This is a genomic window from Cupriavidus taiwanensis (assembly GCF_900249755.1).
GTDB lineage: Bacteria > Pseudomonadota > Gammaproteobacteria > Burkholderiales > Burkholderiaceae > Cupriavidus > Cupriavidus taiwanensis_D.
In genome coordinates, this window is sequence record NZ_LT976853.1 from 428,207 (window position 1) to 453,267 (window position 25,061).

Here is a 25,061-nt window from a genome sequence, read left to right on the forward strand (position 1 = left end):
GATCGTCGCCAACAACGGCATCCTGTTCTCCGAGTCGGCGCTCAAGGGCGCGCACTTTATCGAGCTGTGCTGCCAGCGCAAGATTCCGCTGGTGTTCCTGCAGAACATCACCGGCTTCATGGTGGGCCGCAAGTACGAGAACGAAGGCATTGCACGCAACGGCGCCAAGATGGTGACCGCGGTGGCGACCGCGCAGGTGCCGAAGTTCACGGTGATCATCGGCGGCTCGTTCGGCGCGGGCAACTACGGCATGTGCGGGCGCGCGTATTCGCCGCGCTTTTTGTGGATGTGGCCGAACGCGCGCATCTCGGTGATGGGCGGCGAGCAGGCCGCGAGCGTGCTGGCGACGGTGCGCCGCGACGGCATCGAAGCGAAGGGCGGGCAGTGGAGCGCGGAAGAGGAGGATGCCTTCAAGCAGCCGATCCGCGACCAGTACGAGCACCAGGGCCACCCGTACTACGCCAGCGCGCGGCTGTGGGACGACGGCGTGATCGACCCCGCGCAGACGCGCACGGTGCTGGGGCTGGGGCTGTCGGCCAGCCTGAACGCGCCGATCGACGAGATGAAGTTCGGCGTGTTCCGCATGTAAGCCTGCGCCGATCCGAGATGCGCCGCGCCGCCCGCCTTGTTCGCCGCCTTGCCCTGGCCACGGTGCTTGCCGTGCTGGCGCCGCTGTGCGCGCAGGCGCAGATGGCGAACGGCAACGGCCAGTCGGGCGCGCGCGTGCGCTTCCAGGAGCAGGTGGTGATGCTGCCCAAGGCCGCGATCCCGTCGCGCATCGACCTGGAGGCCACGGTGTTCAAGCCGGCCGGCGCGGGGCCGTTCCCGCTGGTGGTGATCAACCACGGCAAGGCCCCGGGCCGGCCCGCGATGCAGGGCCGCGCGCGCTTCCCGGCGCAGAGCGTGGAGTTCCTGCGCCGCGGCTACGTCGTGGTGCTGCCGATGCGGCAGGGCTTTGCGCGCTCGGGCGGGGCCTATGTGGGCGGCAGCTGCGACATCGAGACCAACGGCATGATGCAGGCCGACGACGTCGTCGCCACGCTCGACTACATGGCCACGCAGCCCTATGTCGACATGGAGCGCATTGTCGTGATCGGCCAGTCGCACGGGGGGCTGACCACCATGGCGTTCAGCACCATCGCTTATCCGGGCGTGCGCGGCGTGGTCAATTTTGCCGGCGGGCTGCGAAACCTGAACTGCCCCGACTGGGAAGAGCGCCTGGTCGATGCCTTCGCCAGCTACGGCGCGCTGGCGCGCTATCCCTCGCTGTGGATCTATGGCGAGAATGACAGTTACTGGCCGGTGCCCTTGCCCGGCCGCATGTTCAACGCCTTCAAGGCGCGCGCCAGCGGCCCGGCTGCGCAGGCCCGGCTGGTCGACGTAGGCGAGTTCGGCGCCGACTCGCACCGCCTGTTCAGCGCGCGCGAAGGCATCCCGGTGTGGCTGCCGGAGGTGGAGGACTTCTTCCGCTCGCTGGGGCTGCCCTTCGATCCGGGCACCTGAGCCGCATCATCCCTCATCCGCTATATCCGCTATATCCGCCAACGGAGCGAACCATGGAATTCACTGCCCTGACCGTCAATATCGCCAATCACGTCGCCACCGTCACGCTGAACCGGCCCGACGTGCGCAACGCCTTCAACGAGACCGTGATCGCCGAGCTGACCGGCGCCTTCCGCGCGCTCGGCGACATGGACGAGGTGCGCGCCATCGTGCTGGCCGGCAACGGCCCGGCCTTCTGCGCCGGCGCCGACCTGAACTGGATGAAGAAGATGGCGGGCTACTCCGACGACCAGAACCGCGCCGATGCGCTGACGCTGGCGCAGATGCTGCACACCATCTGGTCGTGCCCGCGCCCGGTGATCGCGCGCATCCAGGGCGACACCTACGCCGGCGGCATGGGCCTGGTGGCCGCGTGCGATATCGCGGTGGCGGCCGAGCACGCGCATTTCTGCCTGTCCGAGGCCCGCCTGGGCCTGCTGCCCGCCACCATCAGCCCGTACGTGATCCGCGCCATGGGCGAGCAGGCCGCGCGCCGCTACTTCATCACCGCCGAGCGCTTCGACGCGGCCGAGGCGCTGCGCCTGGGCCTGCTGCATGCGGTGGTGCCGGCCGAGGCGCTGGATGCCAAGGTCGCCGAACTGACGGCCGCGCTGGTGGCCAACAGCCCCAACGCCGTGCGCGAGAGCAAGCGGCTGGTGCAGGACATCGCCGGGCGCGTGATCGACAACGACCTGCTGGCGGATACCGCCGACCGCATCGCGAAGATCCGGGCTTCCGAGGAAGGGCGCGAAGGGGTGAAGTCGTTCCTGGAGAAGCGCACGCCGTCGTGGCGGCCGGCTTGAGTTCCGCGCATCAGCTCGCCGCTGGTTTGCTCCCCTCTCCCGCGCGCGGGAGAGGGGCCGGGGGTGAGGGCCGGCGCTCGCAAGAACGACGGCGGTCACTTCGTGGTGGCTTATGCCCTCTCCCCCAACCCCTACCCAGGAACCTTCGCTAAGCCTTTGATTTGGTTAGTGCCACCAAAAAATCAAAGACCACCGTCATTCCCGCGAAAGCGGGAACCCAGCGACTTTGAGAGGCGCTTGCGCTTCAAAGACACTGGGTCCCCGCCTACGCGGGGACGACGTGTCGGTTACTGGGAGCAAGCCGGCATGGCCAGCGTGCGGGCTACGCTCTCCCGCAAGCGGGGGAGGGGAGTTTCCGCCGTGGCAGGCGAAGGCGCGACGCATCAAATAAAGTCCGCATGAGGTTGCGTGGAGATGGCAGCACGCTAACCACAAGCGCATGGCTTCTTGCTCACAACGTTCGCCAAATCCCGTCAACGCCACGCCAACCGCAAAAATCCGGCGGCATTGCCAAGCCCGGCAGGACCTTCCTAACATGACCCTCCCCAACCCGTCCGCACCGTCGCACTGCCCGCGCTAGCCGGCAGCCAGCGCGGACGGCCAACCAAGGAGGGCTCTCTTGGACCACCTGTCCCTTTCCCCAGGCAACGGCACGCCGTCGCTGGGCCAGCGCAGCCGCGCGGCGGTCTGGCACCCGTGCACGCGCCTGCGTCCCGACGACGACGCCGTGCCGCTGGCGATCGTGCGCGGCGAAGGCCCGTGGCTGCACGATGCCGACGGCCAGCGCTATTTCGACGCCACCAGTTCTTGGTGGGTCAACCTGTTCGGCCATGCCAACCCGCGCATCAACGCCGCGCTGGCGCGCCAGCTGGAGACGCTCGAGCACGTGATGCTGGCGGGCTGCACGCACGCGCCCGCGGTGGAGCTGGCCGAGCGCCTGTCGGCGCTGACCGGCGGTGCGCTGGGCAATGTGTTCTACGCCTCGGACGGCGCCTCGGCGGTCGAGATCGCGCTGAAGATGAGCTTCCACTACTGGCGCAACACCGGCCTGCCGGCCAAGCGCGAGTTCGCCTGCCTGCGCCACGGCTACCACGGCGAAACCGTGGGCGCGCTCGCGGTGACCGACGTGGAGATCTTCCGCGACGCCTACGACGCGCTGATCCGCCGCGCGCATGTGGTGATGTCGCCCGATGCCCGGCAGGCGCGCCGCGGCGAGTCCGCTGCCGATGTCGCGGCGCGCGCGCTGGCGGAGCTCGAGGCGCTGCTGCGCGAGCGTGCCGGCACCATTGCCGCGCTGATCGTCGAGCCGCTGGTGCAGGGCGCCGCCGGCATGGCGATGCACGACCCGTCCTACCTCGACGGCGCGCGCGCGCTGTGCGACCGCTACCGCGTCCACCTGATCGCCGACGAGATCGCGGTGGGCTGCGGCCGCACCGGCACCTTCTTCGCGTGGGAGCAGTCGCGCGCCGAGGAAGCCCCGTTGCCGCCGCACCTGTGGCCGGACTTCCTGTGCCTGTCCAAGGGCATCAGCGGCGGCTACCTGCCGCTGTCGCTGGTGCTGTCGCGCCCGGAAATCCAGCGCGCCTTCGTCGCCGACGAACTGGCGCGCAGCTTCCTGCATTCGCATTCGTACACCGGCAACCCGCTCGCCTGCCGCGCGGCGCTGGCCACGCTGGACCTGTTCGCGCAGGACGAGGTGCTGGCGCGCAACCGCGAGCGCGCGCAATGGCTGGCCGACGGCATGGCCGCGCTGGCGGCCGACGCGCGCGTGCGGCATGTGCGCCAGCGTGGCCTGATCTGGGCCGCCGATGTGCGCGACGAGGTGGCCGGCGCCGGCTTTGCCGCGCGCTTCCACCACGCCGCGCGCGCGCGCGAACTGCTGGTGCGCCCGATCGGCAATACCCTCTACGTGATGCCGCCCTACGTCTTCGACGCCGCGCAGGCGCGCTTGCTGGGCCAGCAGATGCTGGCCACGCTCGACGATGTGACCGTGACAACGGATGCGGGCAAGGAGGTGCGCCATGCTGCTTGAACAACTGAAGCAGGCTGCGGCGCAGCGCCACGCGCTGGCGCTGACGCGCCGCCGCCGCATCGCGCACACCGCCTGCGCGCCGCACCAGGCGGTGGGCGAGGACGGCACCGCGGCGGCATCGCTGCTGACCTTCTGCAGCAACGACTACCTCGGGCTGGCCAACCACCCGCAGGTGATCGCCGCGCTGGTGGAAGGGGCGCAGCGCTATGGCGCCGGCAGCGGCGCCTCGCACCTGGTCAGCGGCCATTCGATCGCGCACGCGCGGCTGGAGGCCGAGCTGGCGCGCTGGTTCGCGCCGCACATCGCACAGGCGCGCGCGCTGTACTTCTGCACCGGCTACATGGCCAACATGGCGGTGCTGACCGCGCTGGGCACGGCCGGGGCGACGCTGTTCTGCGAGTCGCTCAACCATGCCTCGCTGATCGACGGCGCCCGGCTGGCGCGCGCCGACGTGCAGCGCTACCCGCACTGCGACACCGGCGCGCTGGCAGCGCTGCTCGCGGCCAGCCCCAGCGCGCGCAAGCTGATCGTCACCGACAGCGTATTCAGCATGGACGGCAACGTCGCGCCGCTGCGCCAGCTGCTGGCGCTGGCCGAGCGTCATGACGCCTGGATCATCGTCGACGATGCGCACGGCTTCGGCGTGCTCGGCGAGCACGGGCATGGCGTGCTGGAAGCGCTGGGACTGTCGTCCGAACGCCTGATCTATATCGGCACGCTCGGCAAGGCCGCGGGCGTGGCGGGCGCCTTCGTCGCCGCGCACGAGACCATCGTCGAGCACCTGGTCAACACCGCGCGGCCGTATATCTACACCACTGCCGCGCCGCCCGCGGTCGCGCATGCGCTGCTGGCGAGCCTGGCCATCATCGAAGGCGAAGAGGGACGGCAACGCCGCGCACAACTGGCGCGCTGCATCGCGCTGCTGCGCGAGGGGCTGGCCCGGCTGGCCGCGATCGCGGGCTGGACCCTGGGCGACAGCCAGACCGCGGTGCAGCCGCTGATCGTCGGCGACAACGGTGCCGCGCTGGCGCTGTCGGCCACGCTGGAGGCCGACGGCATCCGCGTCGGCGCGATCCGCCCGCCGACCGTGCCCGAGGGCACCGCGCGGCTGCGCATCACGCTGTCGGCGGCGCACACCGAAGACGATGTGCGGCGCCTGCTCGATGCACTGGGCGCCGCCGTGGCGCAGCGGGAGGCCGCATGAGCACCCCCGTTACTCACATGGCGCCTTTCGCCTGCTTCGTCACCGGCACCGACACCGGCATCGGCAAGACCCACGCCAGTGCCACGCTGCTGCATGCGCTGCATCGCGCCGGCTACCGCACCGCGGGCATGAAGCCCGTGGCCAGCGGCAGCGAATGGCGCGACGGCCACTGGCACAACGACGACGTGGCGCAGCTGCGCGCCGCCAGCTCGTTGAACGTGCCGCTGGGCCAGACCTGCCCGTTCCTGCTGCGCACGCCGTGCTCGCCGCACCTGGCGGCCGCGCACGAAGGCGTGCGCATCACGCGCGCGCCGATCCGCGCTGCCTTCGACGCGCTGCGCCGCCAGGCCGACGCGGTGGTGGTCGAGGGCGTGGGCGGCTTCAACGTGCCGCTCGACAGCGGCGCGGTGCGCTGGAACACCGCCGACCTTGCCGTGATGCTGGCGGTACCGGTGGTGCTGGTGGTCGGCATCCGGCTCGGCTGCCTGAACCACGCCATGCTGACCGCCGAAGCCATCCGCGCGCGCGGCCTGCCGCTGGCCGGCTGGATCGCCAACCGGGTCGATCCCGGCATGCTGCTGGCCGACGAGAACATCGCCACGCTGCACGCGTCGCTGGACGCGCCGTGCCTGGGCGAACTGCCGTGGCAACTGGCGCCCGCGGCCGCGGCGGACCGGCTCGACCTTGCGCCGCTGTTGACGGCCGCCTCCCGCTACCAGACCGAGGCCACTGGCCTGGCTGCCTGAAAACAACAAGATTCCATTGACCATGACCCAAGCCCACACCGTTACCACCATCTCCGCCGAATCGCTGCGCCAGACTGCACGCCAGCATGCCTTGCCCGACGATGCCAAATGGCGCGTCGATGACGTCGCCGCGCTGTTCGCGCTGCCGTTCAACGACCTGCTGTTCCGCGCCCAGCAAGTGCATCGCGAGCATTTCGATGCCAACACCGTGCAGCTGTCGACGCTGCTGTCGATCAAGACCGGCGGCTGCGAAGAGGATTGCGGCTACTGCCCGCAGAGCGCGCACCACGATGCCGGCGTCAAAGCCGAGAAGCTGATGGCGCTGGAGGAAGTGCTCGACGCCGCGCGCGCGGCCAAGGCCAATGGGGCCACCCGCTTCTGCATGGGCGCCGCCTGGCGCAGCCCCAAGGACCGCCACCTGGAGCCGGTGATGGACATGGTGCGCGAGGTCAAGGCGATGGGCCTGGAGACCTGCGTCACGCTGGGCATGCTCAAGGCCGAGCAGGCGCAGCAGTTGAAGGATGCGGGGCTGGACTACTACAACCACAACCTGGACACCTCGCCCGAGTTCTACGGCAAGATCATCACCACCCGCACCTACCAGGACCGGCTCGACACCATCGGCCATGTGCGCGATGCCGGCATCAATGTCTGCTGCGGCGGCATCGTCGGCATGGGCGAATCGCGCGAGGCGCGCGCCGGGCTGATCGCGCAGCTGGCCAACATGGACCCGTATCCGGAGTCGGTGCCGATCAATAACCTGGTGCAGGTCGAGGGCACGCCGCTGGCCGGCACCGAGGCGCTGGACCTGTTCGAGTTCGTCCGCACCATCGCGGTGGCGCGCATCACCATGCCCGGCGCGATGGTGCGCCTGTCGGCGGGCCGCGAGGCCATGGACGAAGCGCTGCAGGCGCTGTGCTTCATGGCCGGCGCCAATTCGATCTTCTACGGCGACAAGCTGCTGACCACCGGCAACCCGCAGGCCGACCGCGATCGCGCGCTGCTGGCGCGCCTCGACATCCGCGCCGAAGGCCACGCGGGATGACGCGGTAGAAAAGTGCCCGCTGGACGGCGCGCCGCCGTAAGATCCCATCCATGGGATAACGAGGAGGGCGCATGTTCAACAAGATCCTGATCGCCAACCGCGGTGAAATCGCCTGCCGCGTGGCCGCCACCTGCCGCCGGCTGGGCATCCGCACCGTCGCGGTGTATTCCGATGCCGACGCCGAGGCGCGCCACGTCGCCTTCTGCGACGAGGCCGTGCATATCGGCGGCGCCGCCGCGCGCGACAGCTACCTGCGCGCCGACCACATCATCGAGATGGCCAAGGAGACCGGCGCCCAGGCGATCCACCCGGGCTACGGCTTCCTGTCCGAGAACGAAGCCTTCGCCGAGGCCTGCGCCGCGGCTGGGCTGGTGTTTATCGGTCCGCCGGCGTCGTCGATCCACGCGATGGGCAGCAAGAGCGCGGCCAAGCAGCTGATGGAACAGGCGTCGGTGCCGCTGGTGCCGGGCTACCACGGCGACGACCAGGACCCGGCGCTGCTGCGCCGCGAGGCCGACCGCATCGGCTACCCGGTGCTGCTCAAGGCCAGCGCGGGCGGCGGCGGCAAGGGCATGCGCGTGGTGGAGGCGGGCGACGGCTTCGAGGCCGCGCTGGCGTCGGTCAAGCGCGAGGCCAGCGCCAGCTTCGGCGACGACAAGGTGCTGGTGGAAAAGTACCTGACGCGCCCGCGCCATATCGAGATCCAGGTGTTTGCCGACACCCACGGCAACTGCGTCTACCTGTTCGAGCGCGACTGCTCGGTGCAGCGCCGCCACCAGAAGGTGCTGGAGGAAGCGCCGGCGCCGGGCATGACCGAGGAGCGCCGCCGTGCGATGGGCGAAGCGGCCGTCGCCGCGGCCAAGGCCGTGGGCTACGTGGGCGCCGGCACGGTCGAGTTCATCGCCAATCAAGATGGCTCGTTCTATTTCATGGAGATGAACACGCGCCTGCAGGTCGAGCATCCGGTTACCGAGATGATCACCGGGCAGGACCTGGTCGAATGGCAGCTACGCGTCGCCGCCGGCGAGCCGCTGCCGCTGGCGCAGGAGCAGTTGCGCATCGACGGCCACGCGCTGGAGGCGCGCATCTACGCCGAGAACCCCGACAAGCAGTTCCTGCCGTCGACCGGCACGCTGCGCTTCCTGCGCACGCCGCCGGCGGTGCAGTTCATGCGCGGTGAGGATGCGCATGGCCCGGCCGGCGTGCGCATCGACGCCGGCGTGCGCGAGGGCGACACCATCAGCCCGTTCTACGACCCGATGATCGCCAAGCTGATCGTCTGGGGCAAGGACCGCGACGAGGCGCTGGCGCGCATGCGCCAGGCGCTGGCGGCGTATCACGTGGTGGGGCTGTCGACCAACGTGGCATTCCTGCAGCGGCTGGTGAAGTCCGAGGCGTTCCGCACCGCCGATCTCGACACCGGCCTGATCGAGCGCAACGAGGCGGTCCTGTTCCCGCCGCCGGCGCCGGTCGGTATGGAACCGATCGCGCTGGCGGTGGCCGCGCTGCTGGAACGCGAGGCGCGCGAGTTGCGTATCGATGCCGCCGACCCGCACTCGCCGTGGACGCACGCGGGCGCGTGGCGGCTGAACGGCGGCGTGTCGCGCACGCTGCGCTTCGGCTATGGAGAGCAGGTGCTGGAGGTGAAGCTGAACAGCAACGAGCGCGGCGGCACGCTGATCTATGCGGACCAGGCCGCGCCCTTTGCCTACACCTGCCAGGCGGACGATATCCGCGTCAACCTGGGCACGCGGCGCGCGCACGGGCAGGTGCATGCCGACGGCGAGAGCTTCCACGTGTTCTACGCCGGCCGGCATGTCAGCCTGGCATGGCTCGATCCGCTGGCGCATGCCGGCGAGGCCGAAGGCGAGGGCGGCAAGCTGACCGCGCCGATGCCGGGCAAGGTCATTGCCGTGATGGTCGAGGCCGGCAGCACGGTCACGCGCGGCACGCCGCTGCTGGTGATGGAGGCGATGAAGATGGAGCACACCATCAGCGCGCCGGCCGACGGCGTGGTCAGCGAAATCCTCTACGGCGTGGGCGAGCAGGTGGCGGAAGGGGCGCAGTTGCTGGCGTTTGCAGGGAAATAGGCCTGCGGCTACGGGATCGGCGTCACGGCGCCGGGCCCGGAAACAGCAGAGCGGGTGCGGGGCCTCGGGTATGACTTTTCCCCCGGAAATTTGAGATAGCTCCTACGCAGGGGCTTGATGCGTCGTGGCTAGAATTGCTGAACCTCAGCCTGTCACCTCGCCTTAGCCATGCTGCGCACGCTTTGCCGGATCCTTCTCTTGGCCTTGCTGACTTCCGGCACCGCCGGTGCGGTGTGCACCGGCACCGGCGTCAGCTCGACCATGGCGCTGCCCGCCAGCCTCACGGTTGCGCGGGACCTGCCCAACGGCAGCATCCTCTTCGACACCGGCTGGGTCGGCAGCAGCTCGGCGTACATCGTATGCGATCCGCTCGAAACCTGGAGCTATGGCTATGCCGTGCCGATGACGCCTGCGGCTGGCGTCGGCGTCTATGAAACCGGCGTCCCCGGCATCGGCATCCGCACCGGATGGTCGAACACGCTCAGCGCGCAGCCGGCCGACATCACCCAGTCCATGGTGCAGAACTGGCCGCGTGCGCAGCAGACGCTGCCCAATATGCGGGGCGCCTATCTGCCGCCGGCCCTGTATCGCGTCCAGCTGATCAAGACCGGGCCGATCACGCCCGGCGTCATCGCATTCCAGAATCCCACCGCGACGTCCGTCTATGGCGGCATCGTCGCCACCGCGACCAACTTCACCAGCACGCAGGTCAATATCCGGACCGCAGGCTGCCGCGTCACCAACAGCAACATCATCGTCACGCTGCCGAAGGCAAGCGCGCAGGGCTTCGGCGGCGTCGGGTCGACACAAGGGGCGACGTCGTTCAGCATTCCGCTGGTTTGCGATGCCGGCATCAGCATTGCCTACGAACTGGACGGGCCGGCGGACCCATCGAATGCCCCCGGCGTGCTGGCCAACCAGGCGGGCAGCGACATGGCCACCGGCGTTGGCGTACAGGTGCTGCAAGCCAATGCCCCGGTGTCGCTGGGCGTGGTGTCGTCTCCGTATCTGCGCACCACTAGCGACAACGAGACCGTCAGCATTCCGATGACCGCACGGTATTTCAAGACCAGCCAGGTGGTCACAAGCGGGCGCGTGAACGCCATTGCGACGCTGAACATGAACTACCAGTAGTTGCCCCGCGCCGCGCGGCGCCGCCGCGCCGGGCGCGCTAGCCGCAACAATCCACCAAATGCCCCGACACGGCGGCCCGCCGGTACGGGGCATTTTCCATTGGCGGCGTTCCCGCCATTCGCCCCCGCGGCGCATTCCTCTGCCAAAATAGCCCTTTGCACTACCAGAATCGCTGGAGACACCATGAAGTTGCAGTTGTACGTTCCCGATGGCCGTTACGACCCATGGATCGAAGGTTTCGCCGAGGCGCTGCCCGAAGCCACATGCGTGACCTGGGACGACAGCCGCGGCGAATCGGCCGATTACGCCGTGGTCTGGCGCCCGCCCGTCGAGATGCTGCGCGGCCGCACCGACCTGAAGGCGGTGTTCAACCTCGGTGCCGGCGTCGACGGCATCCTGCGCCTGCGCGACGAGGACCCGCAGGCGCTGCCGGCCGGCGTGCCGATCGTGCGGCTGGACGATGCCGGCATGGCCACGCAGATGGCCGAATACGTCACCTCCGCCGTGCTGCGCTATTTCCGCCGGCTGGACGATTACGCCGCACAGGCGCAGGCCGGCAAGTGGAAATTCCTTAAACCGTACCGCCGCGAAGACTTCACCATCGGCGTGATGGGCGTCGGCACGCTGGGAACGCATATCGCGCGCACGCTGGCCGGCTTCGGCTTCCCGGTGCGCGGCTGGAGCCGCACCGCGCGCGCCATCGAGGGCGTGGTCGGATTCCACGGCGATGCCGGGCGCGCACCGTTCCTGCAGGGCTTGCGCGTGCTGGTCAATGTGCTGCCGCTGACCCCGCAGACCGAGAACATCCTGAACGGCGAACTGTTCGGCAAGCTGGCGCAGGGCGCCTACGTGATCAATGTCGCGCGCGGCCAGCACCTGGTCGAAGCCGACCTGCTCGCCGCGGTGCAGGCCGGCCAGGTCGCGGGGGCTACGCTGGACGTATTCCGCACCGAGCCGCTGCCTGCGGAACACCCGTTCTGGCAGGAGCCGCGCATCACCATTACCCCCCATATTTCGGCGCTGACGCTGCGCGAGGACAGCATCGCGCAGATCGCCGGCAAGATCCGCGCGCTGCGCGCCGGCCAGCCGATCGCGGGCGTGGTCGACCTGCAGCGCGGCTACTGAGCCGCCAGACCAGCCCCATACGCCACCGAACAAACGACAGGAGACAGCCATGACCATGCCTAACTACGTGAAGATCGTTGAAGTGGGCCCGCGCGACGGCCTGCAGAACGAGAAGGCGATGGTGCCGACGGACGTGAAGGTCGCGCTGATCAACCAGCTTACCGACGCCGGCTTCGTCAATATCGAGGCCGCCTCGTTCGTGTCGCCCAAATGGGTGCCGCAGATGGCCGACGGCGCCGACGTGATGGCGCGCATCCAGCGCCGCGCGGGCACGCTGTATTCGGCGCTGACGCCGAACCTGAAGGGCTTCGAGGGCGCGATCGCGGCCGGCGCCGACGAGGTGGTGATCTTCGGCGCGGCCAGCGAGGCGTTTTCGCAGAAGAACATCAACTGCTCGATCGCCGAGTCGATCGCGCGCTTCGCCCCGGTGGCGGCCGCGGCCAAGGAACAGGGCGTGCGCCTGCGCGGCAGCATCTCGTGCGCGCTCGGCTGCCCGTACCAGGGCGAGGTGCCGGTCAGTTCGGTGGTCGACGTGGTACGGCGCATGCGCGAGCTGGGCTGCGACGAGATCGACATCGCCGACACCATCGGCGTGGGCACGCCGGTGCGCGTGCAGGAAGTGATGCGCGCCGCCGCGGCGGAGTTCGCGCTGGACCGGCTCTCCGGCCATTTCCACGATACCTACGGCCAGGCCCTGTCCAACATCCTGGCCAGCCTGGAAGTGGGCGTGGCGATCTTCCATGCATCGGTGGCGGGCCTGGGCGGCTGCCCCTATGCCAAGGGCGCCACCGGCAACGTCGCCACCGAGGACGTGCTCTACATGCTGCACGGCATGGGCATCCACACCGGCATCGACCTGGAAGCGGTGGTCCGCGCCGGCGACTACATCTCGCAGGCGATCGGCCGCGCCAACAGTTCGCGCGTGGGCCGCGCCCTGCTGACCAAATGGGCCGCCGCCAGCGACGCGGCACCGGCCTGCGTGTAAGGCGCGCGGCCGCAGACAGGAGAACGCATGACGATGCATGACGAAGCGCTGCCCGAATCCGCGCGGCGCGTGGCCGAACTGCTGGCCGGGCTTGGCCATGACCGGCCCGTGGTGATGCTGCCCGCCACCGGCAAGACCTCGGCCGAGGCCGCGGCGGGGCTGGGCTGCAGCGTGGCCGAGATCGCCAAGTCCATCATCTTCCGCCGCGTGGCCGACGATGCGCCGGTGCTGGTGATCGCCAGCGGCAGCAACCGCGTCGACGAGGCCAAGGTGGCCGCGCGCGTGGGCGCGCTGGGCAAGGCCGACGCGCGCTTCGTGCGCGAGAAGACCGGCTATGCCATCGGCGGCGTCTGCCCCATCGGCCATGCGGTGGCGCCGGTGATGCTGCTGGACCGGGACCTGTTCCGCTATGACAGCCTGTGGGCCGCGGCCGGCCATCCGCATGCGGTGTTCAACCTGACGCCGCACCAGCTGCAGCAGATGACCGGGGCCGAAGTGGCCGACGTTGCGGCCGGAGCCGCGGCATGAGCCCGGACCTGCGCCCCGGCCTGGCGTTCAGCTGGGAGTACACCGTGCCGCCCAAGGCCACGGTGCCGCGCCTCTACGACGATATCCCGGGCTGCCCCGAAATGCCCGACGTGCTGGCCACCGGCTATCTGGTCGGCATCATGGAATGTGCCTGCCTGCAGATGCTGCGCGAGCACCTGGACTGGCCGCGCGAGCAATCGCTCGGCACGCTGGTCAGTTTCTCGCACCTGGCGCCGACGCCGCCGGGCATGACGGTGACGGTCAGGGGCGAACTGGTCGAGGTGGACGGGCGCCGCCTGCGTTTCCAGCTTAGCGCGTGGGACGGCGAGGACAAGATCTCGGAGGGCGTGCACGAGCGCCACCTGATCGACGCCGGCCGCTTCAACCAGAAGGTCGCGGCCAAGGCCGCGCGCGCGGCGGGCTGAGTGGCGAGCGAGCGCAACGCCATGGCCCTCACACCTGCCTTGCTGGCCGCTCAGGCCGACGCCGCGCAGCGGGCCTCGCCGGTGCCGTCGCCATGCCGCAACGTCTGCCGCATGGATCCGGCCACCGGCTATTGCGCGGGTTGCCTGCGCACCATCGAAGAGATTGCCGGCTGGTCGTCCGCCGGCGACGAAGACAAGCGCCGCATCTGGGCGCAGCTGCCGCAGCGCGCCGCATGGCTGGCAGGCGAGGAGACATCCCCTTGAGCGAATGCCCGGTCCCGCAGTTGCCGGCCACCATGCGCGTGTTCGAGCGCGGCTGGCTGTCGGCAAACAATATCCTGTTCGTCGAGGGCGACGATACCGCGCTGGTCGACACCGGCTACGTCACCCACGCGCCGCAGACGGTGGCACTGGTGGCGTCCGCGCTGCAGGGCCGGCCGCTGGCACGCGTGATCAACACCCACCTGCACTCGGACCACTGCGGCGGCAATGCCGCGCTGCAGGCGCGCTGGCAACCGCGCACCGCGATCCCCGCGGCCGAGGCCAAGGCCGTGGCCGCATGGGATACGGAAGCGCTCAGCTACGAGGCCACCGGCCAGCAGTGCGATCGCTTCACCTTCGACAGCGTGCTGAACGACGGCGACACGCTGCGCCTGGGCGGCATCGACTGGCAGGTGGTGGCGGCCCCTGGCCATGACCCGCACGCGGTGATGCTGTTCGCACCGGCCGAGCGCATCCTGATTTCCGGTGACGCGCTGTGGGAGAACGGCTTCGGCGTGATCTTTCCCGAGCTGGAGGGCGAGAGCGGCTTCGCCGAGCAGGCGGCGGTGCTGGCGCGCATCGCGCAGCTCGACGCGCGCGTGGTGATTCCCGGCCACGGACGCGTGTTCACCGGCGTCGCGGCGGCCGTGGAAAGGGCCCAGGGGCGCCTGGCCTACCTTAGCGCCGACCCGGCGCGCAATGCGGCCCATGCGGTCAAGGTGCTGGTGAAGTTCAAGCTGCTGGAGGCGCAGCGCATGACGCTGGCCGCATTGGCCGCGTGGATGGAGGCGGCACCGTTGATGACGCACATGCGCGAGCGCTTTATGCCAGCGCTGTCGATGGCGGAACTCTGCGCGCAGACGGTGGGGGCGCTGGCGCGGGTGGGAGCGGCGCAGGTCGAGGGGGAGTGGGTGGTGAATCCGGATTGATGCGCTGCCGACGCAGCGAATCATGGCAAGCAATCCGTCGCCCCCGCTGGTTTGCTCCCCTCTCCCGCTTGCGGGAGAGGGAGAACACAATCGGGATGCGGCCTCGCGGCAGGCCGATCAGAACGAAGTCCTGAACCCCACCTTCACACTCCGCCCCGCCATCGGCGCAATATCCCGCAGGATCGACGACGCGTTGCGCGCATCCTGGTTGGTCAGGTTGTCGCCGCGCAGATACACCAGGGTTTGCGTCCCCGCCGCCTTGAACTTGTAGGTCAGCGCCAGGCTCAGCAGCGTATAGGCATCGGTCGGCGTGTCGTTGGTCGGCACGCGCGTCTGTTTGGCCGCGTAGGTGACATCGACGCGCGCGCCCCATGGCCCGGCGCCGTAGACCAGCGCGCCGCCCAGGCGCAGCGGCGCCAGGCGCGGCAGCGGCTCGCCGGTGTCGCGGTTTTCGCCGCGCACATAGTCGGCGCGCGCCTCGAAGTCCAGCGTGTCGCTGCTGGTCAGCATCTTCTGCAGCAGGCGCGCCTTGCCTTCGGCCTCGAAGCCGTACAGCGTGGCCGGCACGCCCAGGTACTGGAACTCGGGCAGCGCATCCGGGCTGCCGGGGGCGACCACGTCGCCCGCCTCGTCGCGCGCGCGGCCGGTGGCGCTGAGCGCCAGGTAGTTGGCAAAGCGGCTGTAGTAGCCCGACACGCCGGCGCTGTGCGCGCCTGACTTGAAGCGCAGGCCCAGGTCGATCGAGGTGGCGCGCTCCTTGTTCGCGTTGGGGTCGCCCACTTCCCACGAGCCGGTGGCGACGTGGGGACCGTTGGCGTACAGCTCGTAGAAGGTCGGCGCGCGTTCGGTGTAAGACAGGTTGCTGGTCAGCGACCACGCCGGGTTCATCTTGTACAGCAGGCCGGCCGAGGCGCTGGTGGCGTTGAAGCTGCGGCTGGCGTCGGTGAAGCGGTCGTTGCCGTTGGCGCTGGCCTTGACGCTGCTGTGGTCGAGCCGGCCGCCGAAGTTCAGCTTCAGGTCGCCGCCCGCAGTCAGCGGCAATTCCTCGAACAGGAACAGCGCGGCGTTGTCGGTGTTGGTGCTGGGCACGAAGGCTTCCTCGCCCAGTGCCGAGAAGTTGGTGTGGCCGAACTGCGTGCCGACCACGCCGCTAAGGTTCCCGATTTTTGCGTGCCGGGCCTCGAAGCGCGCATCCCAGCCGCGGTTCTTGAAGATCGTGCCGGTCTCGCCGTCTTCGATTTCGCGGTGCTCGTAGTCGGTGAAGCTGACCTTGCCCTTGACCGACTCGAACCAGCCGCCGGTGTTGCCGGCGAGGTTGCGCGCCTCGCCTTCCAGCGCGAAGCGGTCCTGCTTCATCTTCAGCCGCACCGCGTCTTCTGCGGGCGTGCCGTAGTCGTTGCGGTAGGCGCTGTAGTTGGCGCCGACGAAGCCATCGGCCCAGGTGTAGGCGCCGCCCAGCGAGCCGCCCTGCTGGTCGGCGCTGGTATTGGGCAGGCGCCCGTAGGGCTCGGGCTCGCCTGCGGGCAGTGGCTCGGCGTTGCGCAGGCGGTCGCTGCGCGCGTAGCCGGGGATGCGCAGGTCGCTGGTCTTGCGCGCGAAGGCATCGGCGTGGACGGCGAACTTGCCGTTGCCGGCCTCGATCAGCGCGCTGGCGTTGCGCGCCTGGTCGCCGCCGGCGGTGGCGCTGGCATCGACCGCGCCGCCGACGCCTTCGATCGGCTCCTTCGGGATGCGGTTGTCGATCACGTTGACCACGCCGCCGATGGCATTGCCGCCGTACATCAGCGCCGCCGGGCCGCGCACGACTTCGATGCGCTCGGCCACCAGCGGATCGACCGGCACGGCATGGTCGTAAGACAGCGTGGAGGCGTCGACCGTGGTGCCGCCGTTCTGCAGCACCTTGATGCGGTCGCCGTCCAGGCCGCGGATCACCGGCCGGCTGGCATTGGGCCCGAAGTAGGTCGACGACACCCCGGGCAGCTTGTCCAGGGTCTCGCCCAGCGTGCTGGCCTGGCGCACAGCCAGTGCGTCGCCGCCCAGCGTCGAGACCGGCGCCACCATGTCGTTCAGGTCGCTGCCCAGCGGGTTGGCGGTGATTACGACTTCGCGCAGCGTGGCGCCGGGAGCCGTGGCCGGAGCGGCATCGGCGGCCGGCGCCGCGGCGGGTTGCGCCAGCGCGGCCGGCGCCACCAATGCGGTGGCCAGCGTGGCGGTGAGGGAGGCGGCAAGCGCCGCCAGCGGGGTCAGCCGGGGCGTCAGGCGTGGGGAAGCGGGCTTGGTGTAACGACGGGCGGTGTAACGGTTCTTCGACATGGCGCGCGGAGCAATGCAGTAGCGATCGGCCCGGCTGGCGCGGCGGCGTCCGGCCAGGCGCGGCACGCCTGCGACAGGCGTGGCGGCCGGGGCCGGAAGGGCGCGGGTTCAGCTCGGAATGCGTAAGACGGCGGGTGCGCGGCGCGGGCCGCGTCCCGGATCAGGCGAGGGCGATGGCCGGCGCCGGGGGGGCGCGCGATTGGAAGGGGTGGGCGCGGGGCAGGTCGGGCCAGCGCCAGGCGAGGCTGGCCGGCTTGACCGGCTTGCCGAAGGCAAGCCGCAGCGGCGGCAGCTTGCCGCAATGGGTGTCGGCGACGGTGGCGCCGTCGAACAGCACGCACGAGTGCCCGCTGAAGGCCTGCGACAGCGGGTGCGGGTCGCTGTCGCTTCCGTCCGCTGCCGTAGCGTTGGCGGCCGCCAGCGTGCCGGGCGGCGCGAGCAGGCCGCCGTGCACGATGCGGTGGGTCAGCCCGGCATGCTGCGCCAGCAGCAGGCACAGCGCCAGCCCCAGCGCGGACCAGAGGCCCGGGCGGAGCGCGCGCAGGCGGGCGAACCAGTCAGTGCGCATGGGGCTGGCCGCCGTGGTGGCCGTGGTGGTCGTGATCGCCGCAGCCGCAGTCATCGCCATGTTCGTGGCCATGGGCGTGATCGTGACCGTGGTCATGGTCGTCGTCGAAGTCCTCGACCCAGCCCGGGAACGGGTCCGGATAGGCCGCCCAGGCCTGCGCCCCGGCGGCCATCTCGGCATCGCTCAGCAGGCAGGCGTCGAGCCGGGCCTGCAGTGCGGCATGGTCAAGGTCCAGGCCAGTCAGCACCAGTTCCTGGCGGCGGTCGCCGAACGGCACCGGAACGCCGCCGTCCTGCATGTCGGCTTCCACCTCGGCGCGACCGGCGGCGTCGGCCGGCCATTCCGCCGGGTCCAGCGCGGCCCACCAGGCGCCCGCGCCGCCATGGCGGCAGACGCCGCCGGACTGGTTCCAGTCGCCGGCGGTGTCCATGCGGCTCGCCAGCCAGAACAGGCCCTTGGAGCGCAGCACGCTGCCATGCTCGCGCAGCCATTCGGTATGGATCAGGTCGGCAAAGCGTTGCGGGTGGAACGGGCGGCGGCGGCGGTAGACCAGCGTGGAGACGCCGCTGGCGGCGTCCGCCGCGGGCGCCTCGCCACGCAGCGCGGCGAGCCAGCCAGGGCCATCCGCGGCGGCTTCGAAGTCGAAACGGCCGGTGCCCTGCACGCGTTCGGGAGGCGCCTTGCCGAAGCTGGCTTCGACGATGTCGGCGCGCGGGTTCAGCGCCTGCAGTACCGCGCGCAGCCGCGCCAGCTCGGCCGCGGCGACGAGATCGGCCTTGTTCAGCACGATCACGTCGCAGCCTTCGATCTGCGCGACCAGCACCTCGGCCACGGTGCGGTCGTCGTCCTGGCCCGCCGCCAGGCCTCGATCGGCCAGGAATTCGGCTTCGTTGAGGTCGCGCAGCACGGTGGCGGCATCGACCACGGTTACCAGGGTGTCGGGCTGCAAGGCCGCATCCGGTCCCGCGCCATGCTCGGCCTCGAACAGGAAGCCTTCGGCGATGGCGAGCGGCTCGTCCAGGCCGTCGGCTTCCACCAGCAGCGCGTCGAAGCGTCCGGTGGCGGCCAGCCGGGCGGCTTCGGCGAGCAGGGATTCCCCGGACGGCAGCACCGTGGCTTCGCAGCCGGGCGGCAGCGGCGCCAGCGCTTGCCCGCCTTGCGCGCCGCAGACCAGCACGCCGACCCGCCCGCCGGCGCCATGCGCGAGCAGGTGGTTCAGCAGCGTGGTCTTGCCGACGCCGGGAAAACCGGACAGCACGGTGACGGGCAGGCGATCAGCCATGGCAGCAGCAGGGAAATTGGAGACAGGCAACGCAGCGCGCCAAGGCCGCGGGGCGCTGTTGCAACAAGGTTGCGAATTTACCAGAAAGGCCGGGGCGGCAACAGCCGGATGATTCTCAATCTTAGGCCGTGGCCGTGGCACGACAAAGCCGAAGCGGCCCGCCATGCGCATGCGGCCGGCAAGAAAGGAAAAAAGCAAACGGCCCGGGATTCCCGGGCCGTCATGTCGCAGGCTGCGCCGCTGGACGGCGCGCGGCGCTTCAGTCGCCGAACAGCTTCTGGCGCAGTTCGCGGCGTTGCTGTGCTTCCAGCGACAGCGTGGCGGTGGGGCGCGCCAGCAGGCGCGGCACGCCGATCGGCTCGCCGGTTTCCTCGCACCAGCCGTAGTCGCCGGATTCGATGCGCTGCAGCGACTGCTCGACCTTCTTCAGCAGCTTGCGCTCGCGGTCGCGCGTGCGCAGCTCCAGCGCATGCTCTTCCTCGATGGTGGCGCGGTCGGCCGGGTCCGGCACGATCACGGTTTCGCGCAGGTGTTCCGTGGTCTGGTCAGCGTTCTTCAGGATTTCGTCGCGCAGCTGCTCAAGGCGGTGCTTGAAGAAGGCGAGCTGCGCTTCGTTCATGTAATCCTTGTCGCTCATCTTCAGGATTTCAGCTTCAGTCAGAAGTTTGTTGCTGCTCATGGTTGCTGCTGATTCTCTTGTTGATGCGGCCGGCGGCGTCTCAGTCCGCGCGGGTGCGCTGTCCGCGCGCTTGCGCGCCACGGTTGTTTCACTCTGGCTGGCTGCAGTCTTGCTGCTTCGCGGGCCTCCCTTCCTTGCGCCCGCTTCGGCGTTCGCCGTACTGCCGCGGGGAGCGGGCGCGGCCTTCACAGGCTGCGCCTTGAGCGTCTCTGCCGCGGCACTACCAGTCTTGCTGCGGCTTTCTTTGGTCTTCGTTGCGGCTGTCATGGGGACACCTCTCTCTCGCGTCAGTCAGTGACGGCGCGCGTCGGGGTACCCCAGGCGGAACAGGCGGCCTCCGCACGAAGCACTGCGACCGCACCTGCTGGCGGCCTGCCTCATGCTGACGACAACCGCCGCCCTGCAAGTCCACCGGCAAGCGGTGGACCGGATACCGGGGGCGGGAAAAAGGTGCGCCACCGGTATCAAATCCGGCCTATTGTACTTGAACAAATTTTTCGGAGATATGGGGAAAACCGGCTGGCGCTTCGGTATTTCCCCGGTACCCCGAACGGGGGGCAGCCGCGAGGCGGTGTCGGGTGGGGGGCCGTCCATGGGACGGCGGGCGCACTCAGGCCAGGCAGTTCGCCAGGCCCTTGAGGATGGCGTCGCGGGGCAGGTCCACGCCGATGAACACCATGCGCGTGCCCGGGGTTTCGTCTTCCCACTTGGCACCGATGTCGCTGCCCATCAGCTGGTGAACGCCCTGGAACACCACCTTGCGGTCCACCCCCTCCATATATAGTACGCCCTTGTAGCGCAACAGTTTTTCCCCGTAGACCGCCAGGATTCCGGACAGGAATTCTTCCAGCTTGCCGTAGTGGAACGGCTTGTCGCTGCGGAACACGAACGACGCGATGCGGTCGGTGTGGTGGTGGTGATGATGGTGGTCGTGCGCATGGCCATGGCCGTGTTCATGATCATGATCGTGACCGCAGTCGTCGCCGCAATGCTCGCCGTGCTCATGGCCGTGTTCATGGTCATGATCGTGGTCATGGTCCTCGGCGCGCAGGAACTCGGGGTCGATCTCGAGCTTGGCGTTCAGGTTGAAGCCGCGCAGGTCGAAGATGGTGTCGATCGGCGCCTCGCCGAAATTGACCAGGCGGATCGGCGCGCGCGGGTTCATGTGCAGCAGGCGGTGGCGCAGCTCGGCCACGTCGGACTCGCTCACCAGGTCTGACTTGGTGATGAAGAGCGCGTCGGCAAAGCCGACCTGGCGCTGCGCCTCTTCCTGCTTGTCCAGTTGCAGGTGCGCGTGCTTGGCGTCGACCAGCGTGATCACCGCGTCGAGCAGGTAGCGCGAGGCGATTTCCTCGTCCATGAAGAAGGTCTGCGCCACCGGGCCAGGGTTGGCCACGCCGGTGGTCTCGATCACCACGCGGTCGAAGGCGATCTCGCCGGCGTCGCGGCGCGTCAGCAGCGTCGACAGCGCCTGCACCAGGTCGCCGCGGATGGTGCAGCAGATGCAGCCGTTGCTCATCTGCACGATCTGCTCGCGGCCGTCCTGCACCAGGATCTCGTTGTCGATGTTCTCTTCGCCGAACTCGTTTTCGATCACGGCGATCTTCATGCCGTGCTGCTCGTTCAGGATGCGCTTGAGCAGCGTGGTCTTGCCGCTGCCGAGGAAGCCAGTCAGGATCGTGACCGGGGTCAGTTTGGACATTGCTTGTTCTCCGGGAAATGGGCGCGCCGGTCAGTGGGCGGCGGGCGTACGCTTGCCGCATTCGGCGCAGACGCCGTTCACGGTCAGTTCGACATGTTCGATGGCAAAGCCGCTGGGCACGCGCGGCGCGGCAGGCTGCGCCGGCGCGCCGGCGTCGTCCAGGCAGAAGGTGCGGTCGCTGCGGGTGCAGTGGAAATGGCTGTGCTGGCGATGCTCCTGCGCGCGCGCGGCCTCGTGCTCGACCAGGCTGAAGCGGAACACGCGGTCGTTGCCGGCGCGCTTCTGCGCCACGCCCTGCTCCACCAGCCAGTCCAGCACGCGGTAGACGGTGACGCGGTCGATGGTTTCGCCGGCCTCGGGCAGCCGGTCGATCACGGCCTGGTGGGTCAGCGCTTCATCGCTGCCGATCAGGCAGGCCAGGATGCACAGCCGCGGCTGGGTCACGCGCGCACCGAGCCGGCGCAGGCGTTCATGGGCGGCCTCGAGGGCCGCGGCGGTCGGGATTGCCGGTTCCGGCGCCAGGGCCGGCCGGTCCGGACTGGGACGGGTCATGGCCGGATTTAACCATAGGCCTCCGGTTGATGCAATTCAGTTGCGTCAGCCGGGGCGTCAGATTGCGCCTATGATCGGCACAAGACCACCCACCGCGGAGACCCCCGATGCTGAATGACGCGAGCGCGCTGCTGTTCCCCAATTTCGAACCGTTCCGGCAGCAGGTGGGCGAGGTCGAGATCGCCGGGGTACGGGGCGGCTCGGGGCCGCCGCTGCTGCTGTTGCACGGCCACCCGCAAAGCCACCTGATCTGGCACCGGGTGGCGCCCGCGCTGGCCGACCACTTCACCGTGATCGCCACCGACCTGCGCGGCTACGGCAGCAGTGCGGCGCCGCCGGGCAATGCCGGCCACGAGCGCTACAGCAAGCGCACCATGGCGCAGGACCAGGTGGCGCTGATGGCGGCCCTCGGTTACAGGCGCTTTGCGCTGTGCGGCCATGACCGCGGCGCGCGCGTCGCGCACCGGCTCTGCCTGGACCATCCCGAAGCGGTCAGCCGCGCCATGCTGCTCGATATCGCGCCCACGCTGGCCATGTACGAGCGCACCAGCATGGCTTTCGCCGCCGCCTACTGGCACTGGTTCTTCCTGATCCAGCCGGCACCATTCCCCGAGACCCTGATCAACGCCGAGCCGGATTTCTACATCCAGAAGCTGATGGGCCTGCGCCACGCCGGCCTGGCGGCGTTCGCGCCCGACGCAATGGCGGCCTACACCGCGGCGATGCGCGACCCGGCCCGCGTGCACGCCATGTGCGAGGACTACCGCGCCGCCGCCACCATCGACCTCGAACACGACCGCGCCGACCGCGACGCCGGGCGCCGCCTGGCGCTGCCGCTGCGCGTGCTGTGGGGCGAGCACGGCGTGGTGGCGCGCTGCTTCGAGCCGCTGGCGCTGTGGCAGGAAGTGGCCGCCGACGTGAGCGGCCGCGCGCTGCCCTGCGGCCACTACATCCCCGAGGAAGCCCCGGACCCGCTGCTGGAGGAAATGCTCGGTTTCTTCCGCTAGCCGGCGCCGGGTGTCGCCAACGCAGCCTTTACGGGCGATCGCTGCCTTATCTTCCTTGTTCCCCGCGATATGCCGCGGATTGCAGGCGGGTTAGCCCCTATACCTGCCTATTGTCTGCCGTTGCTAACATCAAGCCCCGCCCTTGCCGTTTACGGCGGGGCAGCGGTGCCAGCCGGCATGGTCCAAGCGCGGCCAGCGAGACCGCGCCGGCCCGGCCCCCGTCTACGCGGGGGCCGGGCCGGCGGCAACGCATTGCAGACGGGTATCAAGGGAACCAGGAGAAGAGAGCATGAAACGCGTGGCAAAGATGGTCGCGGCCGCTATGGCAGTCAGCGCGATGGGTGTGGCGACGGGCGCGTACGCCCAGGAATTTCCGGGCAGCAAGCCGGTGACGGCGGTGGTGCCGTTTGCCGCGGGCGGCCCGACCGACAAGGTCTCGCGCGAGCTGACCATGATCATGTCCAAGCACCTGGGCGCGACCATCGTGATCGAGAACCTCGGCGGTGCCGGCGGCACCATCGGCGCCAAGAAGGTGGCCCAGGCCAAGAACGACGGCCACACCGTGCTGATCCACCATATCGGCATGTCGACGGCACCGGCGCTGTACCGCAACCTGGGCTTCGATCCGCTGAAGGATTTTGAGATGGTCGGCGAGATCGCCGACGTGCCGATGGTGCTGGTGGGCAACAAGTCGCTGCCGCCCAACACCTTCAAGGACCTGCTGCCGTACATCAAGGCCAACGCCAGCAAGCTGTCGCTGGCCAATGCCGGCATCGGCTCGGCCTCGCACCTGTGCGGCCTGCTGTTCCAGAGCGCGATCCAGACCGAGCTGACCACGGTGCCGTACAAGGGCACCGCGCCGGCGCTGACCGACATTCTGGGCGGCCAGGTCAACCTGATGTGCGACCAGACCACCAATATCGCCGGCCAGCTCAAGGCGGGCGCGCTCAAGCCGTACGCGGCCATGCAGTCGCGCCGCGTCGAAGCCTTCAAGGACATCCCGACCGCCGCCGAGCAGGGCCTGCCGGGCGTCGAAGTGAAGATCTGGCACGCCATGTACGCGCCCAAGGGCACGCCCAAGCCGGTGATCGACAAGCTGTCGGCGGCGCTGCAGAAGTCGGTGGCCGACCCGGCCTTCCGCGCCAAGATGGCTGAACTGGGCGCCGAGGCGGTGCCGGCGCAGCGCGCCACACCGGAATCGCTGCGCACCTTCCTGGGCGCCGAAATCAACAAGTGGACCCCGGTGATCAAGAAGGCCGGCGTGTATGCGGACTGATCGGGCGGACTGATCGAGCGGACTGAACCGGTGGAGTGATTGATGCGGCGCGCCGGCCTGCTGGCCGGAGCGCTGTACCGAAGGGCCATGCGTTGCGCATGGCCCTTTTTTGTTTCCGGATCGATGCGACCGGCGGCGGCGGGCGTCCTATATTGGTCAGACTGCTCGCCGCGCCGGCGAGGTGCGCCAGAGGCCTTGAAACCGCGCGGGGGCGTCGCCAACTACGGTCCTGACATATTCACGGAAGCCACCATGGAACAGTATCACGGCACTACCATCGTCAGCGTCCGCCGCGGCAATCAGGTCGCGCTGGGCGGTGATGGCCAGGTCACGCTCGGCAATATCGTGATGAAGGGCACCGCGCGCAAGGTGCGTCGCATCTACAACGGCAAGGTCCTGGTCGGGTTTGCCGGCAGCACCGCCGACGCCTTCTCGCTGCTGGACCGCTTCGAGGCCAAGCTGGAGAAATACCAGGGCAACCTGACGCGCGCCGCGGTCGACCTGGCCAAGGACTGGCGCTCGGACCGCGCGCTGCGCCGGCTCGAGGCCATGCTGATCACCGCCGACCGCGACACCACGCTGGTCATCACCGGCAACGGCGACGTGCTGGACCCGGAGAACGGCATCGCCGCGATCGGCTCGGGCGGCGCGTATGCGCAGTCTGCCGCCAAGGCGCTGGTCGAGAACACCGAGATGGCGCCGAAGGACGTGGTCGAGAAGGCGCTGACCATCGCCGGCGAGCTCTGCATCTACACCAACACCAATTTCGTCATCGAGACGCTGGAATAAGCCGCTGGCCGGCCTCCGCGCAGGCCGGCGCGCCCCCACTGAAC

At 69.5% G+C, this 25,061-nt stretch carries 24 protein-coding genes; 18 read left to right on the top strand and 6 right to left on the bottom strand.

Translation table 11 applies throughout. The annotated features are described in order from the left end of the window. The 15 genes from CBM2594_RS01940 to CBM2594_RS02010 all read left to right on the top strand — a co-directional run. Positions 1-589, top strand: a 589-nt coding sequence (locus CBM2594_RS01940; protein WP_290367784.1) for a carboxyl transferase domain-containing protein, incomplete at its 5' end; no start/stop codon positions are given. A 17-nt stretch (positions 590-606) separates the two neighbouring features. Next, positions 607-1,503: a dienelactone hydrolase family protein gene (locus CBM2594_RS01945; protein WP_116355368.1), complete on the top strand. Its 897-nt coding sequence runs from the start codon at positions 607-609 to the stop codon at positions 1,501-1,503. 53 nt (positions 1,504-1,556) lie between these two features. Further along, complete coding sequence (locus CBM2594_RS01950) at positions 1,557-2,345, top strand: enoyl-CoA hydratase/isomerase family protein (protein WP_115679135.1); 789 nt, start codon at positions 1,557-1,559, stop codon at positions 2,343-2,345. A 619-nt stretch (positions 2,346-2,964) separates the two neighbouring features. Further along, the gene (gene bioA / locus CBM2594_RS01955) at positions 2,965-4,377 is read left to right on the top strand and encodes an adenosylmethionine--8-amino-7-oxononanoate transaminase (protein WP_116355369.1); all 1,413 of its coding nucleotides are present in this window, start codon (positions 2,965-2,967) and stop codon (positions 4,375-4,377) included. Then, positions 4,367-5,581 (top strand): 8-amino-7-oxononanoate synthase, encoded by a 1,215-nt coding sequence (gene bioF, locus CBM2594_RS01960; RefSeq protein ID WP_116355370.1) that lies wholly within the window; start codon positions 4,367-4,369, stop codon positions 5,579-5,581. The genes bioA and bioF overlap by 11 nt, the downstream gene beginning before the upstream one ends. After that, positions 5,578-6,327, top strand: a complete 750-nt coding sequence (gene bioD / locus CBM2594_RS01965; protein ID WP_116355371.1) for a dethiobiotin synthase — start codon at positions 5,578-5,580, stop codon at positions 6,325-6,327. The genes bioF and bioD overlap by 4 nt, the downstream gene beginning before the upstream one ends. Positions 6,328-6,349: 22 nt before the next feature. After that, positions 6,350-7,372, top strand: a complete 1,023-nt coding sequence (gene bioB / locus CBM2594_RS01970) for a biotin synthase BioB (protein WP_116355372.1) — start codon at positions 6,350-6,352, stop codon at positions 7,370-7,372. 71 nt (positions 7,373-7,443) lie between these two features. Beyond that, positions 7,444-9,462: an acetyl/propionyl/methylcrotonyl-CoA carboxylase subunit alpha gene (locus CBM2594_RS01975; protein WP_116355373.1), complete on the top strand. Its 2,019-nt coding sequence runs from the start codon at positions 7,444-7,446 to the stop codon at positions 9,460-9,462. Between the two features lie 261 nt (positions 9,463-9,723). Beyond that, positions 9,724-10,596 (top strand): fimbrial protein, encoded by an 873-nt coding sequence (locus CBM2594_RS01980; protein ID WP_198048085.1) that lies wholly within the window; start codon positions 9,724-9,726, stop codon positions 10,594-10,596. A 183-nt stretch (positions 10,597-10,779) separates the two neighbouring features. Beyond that, the gene (locus CBM2594_RS01985) at positions 10,780-11,721 is read left to right on the top strand and encodes a 2-hydroxyacid dehydrogenase (protein WP_116355375.1); all 942 of its coding nucleotides are present in this window, start codon (positions 10,780-10,782) and stop codon (positions 11,719-11,721) included. A gap of 49 nt (positions 11,722-11,770) precedes the next feature. Beyond that, positions 11,771-12,706, top strand: a complete 936-nt coding sequence (locus tag CBM2594_RS01990; protein WP_116355376.1) for a hydroxymethylglutaryl-CoA lyase — start codon at positions 11,771-11,773, stop codon at positions 12,704-12,706. A 27-nt stretch (positions 12,707-12,733) separates the two neighbouring features. Beyond that, positions 12,734-13,234, top strand: coding sequence for a YbaK/EbsC family protein (locus CBM2594_RS01995; protein ID WP_116355377.1), 501 nt, complete (start codon positions 12,734-12,736; stop codon positions 13,232-13,234). Beyond that, positions 13,231-13,659 (top strand): thioesterase family protein, encoded by a 429-nt coding sequence (locus CBM2594_RS02000; RefSeq protein WP_116355378.1) that lies wholly within the window; start codon positions 13,231-13,233, stop codon positions 13,657-13,659. Before CBM2594_RS01995 ends, CBM2594_RS02000 begins: the two co-directional genes overlap by 4 nt. A gap of 21 nt (positions 13,660-13,680) precedes the next feature. Continuing rightward, positions 13,681-13,923: a DUF1289 domain-containing protein gene (locus CBM2594_RS02005; RefSeq protein ID WP_116357650.1), complete on the top strand. Its 243-nt coding sequence runs from the start codon at positions 13,681-13,683 to the stop codon at positions 13,921-13,923. Continuing rightward, a complete protein-coding gene (locus CBM2594_RS02010) occupies positions 13,893-14,849 on the top strand; it encodes an MBL fold metallo-hydrolase (RefSeq protein WP_116355379.1) in 957 nt (318 codons plus the stop codon). The genes CBM2594_RS02005 and CBM2594_RS02010 overlap by 31 nt, the downstream gene beginning before the upstream one ends. Positions 14,850-14,966: 117 nt before the next feature. Here CBM2594_RS02010 and CBM2594_RS02015 read toward each other — a convergent pair whose 3' ends face one another. The 6 genes from CBM2594_RS02015 to CBM2594_RS02040 form a co-directional block, all read right to left on the bottom strand. Continuing rightward, entirely contained in the window at positions 14,967-17,162 is a 2,196-nt protein-coding gene (locus tag CBM2594_RS02015) for a TonB-dependent receptor (protein WP_116357651.1), read from the bottom strand. A gap of 160 nt (positions 17,163-17,322) precedes the next feature. After that, positions 17,323-17,730: a hypothetical protein gene (locus CBM2594_RS02020; protein WP_232346543.1), complete on the bottom strand. Its 408-nt coding sequence runs from the start codon at positions 17,728-17,730 to the stop codon at positions 17,323-17,325. Beyond that, the gene (locus CBM2594_RS02025; RefSeq protein ID WP_116355380.1) at positions 17,720-19,012 is read right to left on the bottom strand and encodes a GTP-binding protein; all 1,293 of its coding nucleotides are present in this window, start codon (positions 19,010-19,012) and stop codon (positions 17,720-17,722) included. The genes CBM2594_RS02020 and CBM2594_RS02025 overlap by 11 nt, the downstream gene beginning before the upstream one ends. A gap of 259 nt (positions 19,013-19,271) precedes the next feature. After that, on the bottom strand, positions 19,272-19,691 hold the full coding sequence (gene dksA, locus CBM2594_RS02030; protein WP_010813282.1) for an RNA polymerase-binding protein DksA: 420 nt from the start codon (positions 19,689-19,691) through the stop codon (positions 19,272-19,274). Between the two features lie 610 nt (positions 19,692-20,301). Continuing rightward, the gene (locus CBM2594_RS02035; protein WP_116355381.1) at positions 20,302-21,393 is read right to left on the bottom strand and encodes a CobW family GTP-binding protein; all 1,092 of its coding nucleotides are present in this window, start codon (positions 21,391-21,393) and stop codon (positions 20,302-20,304) included. 30 nt (positions 21,394-21,423) lie between these two features. After that, positions 21,424-21,945, bottom strand: coding sequence for a Fur family transcriptional regulator (locus CBM2594_RS02040; RefSeq protein WP_116355382.1), 522 nt, complete (start codon positions 21,943-21,945; stop codon positions 21,424-21,426). A gap of 107 nt (positions 21,946-22,052) precedes the next feature. On the opposite strand from CBM2594_RS02040, the gene CBM2594_RS02045 reads away from it, so the two are divergent. The 3 genes from CBM2594_RS02045 to hslV all read left to right on the top strand — a co-directional run bounded on the left by CBM2594_RS02045 (position 22,053) and on the right by hslV (position 25,017). Then, a complete protein-coding gene (locus CBM2594_RS02045) occupies positions 22,053-22,952 on the top strand; it encodes an alpha/beta fold hydrolase (RefSeq protein ID WP_116355383.1) in 900 nt (299 codons plus the stop codon). A 289-nt stretch (positions 22,953-23,241) separates the two neighbouring features. Beyond that, positions 23,242-24,228, top strand: a complete 987-nt coding sequence (locus tag CBM2594_RS02050) for a tripartite tricarboxylate transporter substrate-binding protein (protein WP_116355384.1) — start codon at positions 23,242-23,244, stop codon at positions 24,226-24,228. A gap of 252 nt (positions 24,229-24,480) precedes the next feature. After that, complete coding sequence (gene hslV, locus CBM2594_RS02055) at positions 24,481-25,017, top strand: ATP-dependent protease subunit HslV (protein ID WP_116355385.1); 537 nt, start codon at positions 24,481-24,483, stop codon at positions 25,015-25,017. Positions 25,018-25,061: the final 44 nt, after the last annotated feature.